Raw genomic sequence first — 2,764 nt, 5'->3', positions numbered from 1 at the left:
GATTGCTTGAAGCAGTCAAACTTCTTTGGAAGCCCCCACTTCAAATTTTCGCTAGAAAATTAAGTGGGGGTAGTTCACTGCCGAACTGTTCGAAAAAGCCGGTTTGCCGAAAGGGGCGCTCAACGTCGTCACCGGAAGCGGCCGCACGGTCGGCGACAAAATCGTCACCGACCCGCGCATCAGCATGATCACCTTCACCGGCAGCCCGGAAGTCGGCATCGCGATCCGCAATAAGGCAGGCTTAAAGCGGGTGACGTTGGAGCTTGGCTCGAACTCCACCGTCATCGTTGACGAGCAGGTCGATCTTGATCGCATCATCCCGCGTTGCGTATTTGGCGCGTTCACGTTCCAAGGGCAAGTGTGCATTTCACTCCAGCGCATTTACGTGCATGAGAATCGTTATGACGAGTTCGTCGAAAAATTTGTCGCCGCCGCGAAACAGTTGAAAACAGGCGACCCGTTGGATCCAACCACCGATGTATCCGCCTTGATTACGCCAAACGATGTCGACCGGGCGCTCTCTTGGATCGAAGAGGCAAAACAAGGCGGCGCGAATGTCGTCCTTGGCGGCGAGCGCGACGGCAATATCTTGCTTCCGACGGTCATTGTGGACGCCGAACCGACGATGAAAGTGTCTTGCCAAGAAGTGTTCGCCCCGATCGTCTTGATCAACCGCGTCCGCTCGATCGATGAAGCCATTGAACTGGTCAATGACTCGCGCTACGGTTTGCAGGCGGGCATCTATACCGATAACGTCCATACCGCGTGGAAAGCGGCGAAGCAGTTGCACGTCGGCGGCGTGTTGATCAACGACATCCCGACGTTCCGCGTCGACCATATGCCATACGGCGGCGTGAAAGAAAGCGGGTTCGGCCGCGAAGGGATCCGCTATGCGATCGAGGAAATGACGGAGTTGAAATTGATTATTTTTAACCAGAATTAAGCGGGATGAGAAGAGATTGGAGTAAAGTTTGTTCCTAAAATTCTAGAAGAATAGTTGCGCAGCCTTGGAGAGAGTGGCACTCCAAGGCTGTATGTTTAAGCATGCTTTTCCAGAATATATCCCCAACGGTTCGAGGCGAGAACAGACAGGTGGTATTGATGCTCGAGCTGTTTGCTGAACCATGCTTTTTTCACGAGAAGCAGGCTTCGGCTTGTATGCAAGAACGTTTTCAGTCCTCCGTGCCGAGGTTTGAGGTCATTCGCAAGCTCTGCTGTCAAGACCGCATTTTGCGGCCAGCGACCTTTCTCGCGCAACGGATGGGGCTTCTCGGGTAATTTGGTTTGGTCATGATGCAGAACAATTTAGCCAATTTCGCAAATCCACAGAAGGATACTACGAATGAAAGAAAGGGGCAGTATTGATGACCGCATCCCGCATCGTCTTTCCGCCGCTCAGCTATGTCGGCTGGGGGGCGCTTACGCAGTTAGTTCCAGAAGTAAAAAGGCTTGGGGCAGCACACGTGTTGGTGATCACCGATCCAGCGCTTGAAAAACTCGGCCTCGTCGAGCAAGTGGCATCTCCGCTCCGGCAAGCAGGGTGCAGCGTGCATGTGTATACGGATGTTGTGCCGGAGCCGCCGCTTGAAACGGGGGAGAAGGCGGTGGCGTTTGTCCGCGACGGAGAGTTTGACCTTGTCATCGGCGTCGGCGGCGGCAGCGCGATGGATTTGGCGAAACTGGCCGCTGTTTTGGCCGTGCATGAAGGTTCGGTCGCCGATTATTTAAACTTAACTGGAACGAGAACACTTGAGAAAAAAGGATTGCCGAAAATATTGATTCCGACGACATCAGGCACCGGGTCGGAGGTGACGAACATCTCCGTGTTGTCCTTAGAAACGACGAAAGACGTCGTGACGCATGACTATTTGTTGGCGGATGTGGCGATCGTCGACCCGCAACTCACGGTTTCTGTTCCGCCGCGGGTGACGGCGGCCACGGGCATTGATGCGCTTACCCATGCGGTTGAAGCGTACGTGTCGGTCAACGCGAGTCCGACATCGGATGGGTTGGCCATCGCCGCCATGCGCCTGATTTCTCGCTCATTGCGCAAAGCGGTGGAAAACGGAACGGACAAACAGGCGCGCACCGATATGGCGAACGGCAGCTACCTGGCCGGTTTGGCGTTTTTCAACGCCGGGGTGGCCGGCGTGCATGCGCTCGCTTATCCGCTTGGCGGACAGTTTCATATCGCCCATGGCGAATCAAATGCCGTGCTCTTGCCATATGTGATGGGCTACATTCGCCAAAGCTGCACGAAACGAATGGCTGATATCTTAAACGCCCTCGGCGGCAACTCGAGCTTTTTATCAGAGGAGGAGGCGTCGCACCGCTGCGTCGAGGAGCTCGAGCGCCTCGTCGCCGATGTCGGCATTCCGAAGACGCTCGGCGGTTTTGGCATTCCGGAAAGCGCATTAGAAAGTCTGACGAAAGACGCCGTCCAACAAAAACGGCTGCTCGCCCGCAGCCCGATGCCGCTTTTGGAAGCCGACATCCGCGCGATTTATCAAGCAGCGTTTGCCGGGACGATCATGGAACCGAACAACAAGTGAGAACACAAAAACAGGGGCTGCTTCAGGCTCCTGTTTTTTCTTTGGCTGTTGGAAATAGGGTCTCGCTCCTCAGGTTGGATCCCCCTTCCGCTCAAGGGGTGACGTTTTTCACGTTTTCTTGATGGTGAAGCAGGAATTTCCACGTCGTGAAGCGAACACATATACATCAGCCGCCGAAATTCGACAAAAGACGATTCCAGTTCTTGTGGAGG

At 54.7% G+C, this 2,764-nt stretch carries 2 protein-coding genes and 1 pseudogene; 2 read left to right on the top strand and 1 reads right to left on the bottom strand.

What is annotated here, in order from left to right; all coding sequences use genetic code 11:
- Positions 1-73: 73 nt before the first annotated feature.
- Positions 74-943, top strand: a pseudogene (locus tag IKE44_RS00635) (aldehyde dehydrogenase family protein); the annotation flags it as partial.
- Positions 944-1,038: 95 nt separating this feature from the next.
- Here IKE44_RS00635 and IKE44_RS00630 read toward each other — a convergent pair.
- Positions 1,039-1,257, bottom strand: a complete 219-nt coding sequence (locus IKE44_RS00630; protein WP_033017050.1) for a hypothetical protein — start codon at positions 1,255-1,257, stop codon at positions 1,039-1,041.
- 107 nt (positions 1,258-1,364) lie between these two features.
- Here IKE44_RS00630 and IKE44_RS00625 point away from each other — a divergent pair, with 107 nt between their 5' ends.
- Positions 1,365-2,552 carry an iron-containing alcohol dehydrogenase gene (locus IKE44_RS00625; RefSeq protein WP_121650201.1) on the top strand — a complete coding sequence of 396 codons (1,188 nt, stop codon included), beginning with the start codon at positions 1,365-1,367 and terminating at the stop codon, positions 2,550-2,552.
- Positions 2,553-2,764: the final 212 nt, after the last annotated feature.

Source organism: Geobacillus sp. (assembly GCF_017515625.1).
Lineage (GTDB): Bacteria > Bacillota > Bacilli > Bacillales > Anoxybacillaceae > Geobacillus > Geobacillus stearothermophilus.
Note: the sequence above shows the minus strand (reverse complement) of the source record. Positions and strands in the feature narration are given on the sequence as shown.

Excerpts from the sequence above, each read along its gene's own strand:
- IKE44_RS00625 (WP_121650201.1), top strand. The coding sequence starts at position 1,365 with ATGACCGCATCCCGCATCGTCTTTCCGCCGCTCAGCTATGTCGGCTGG.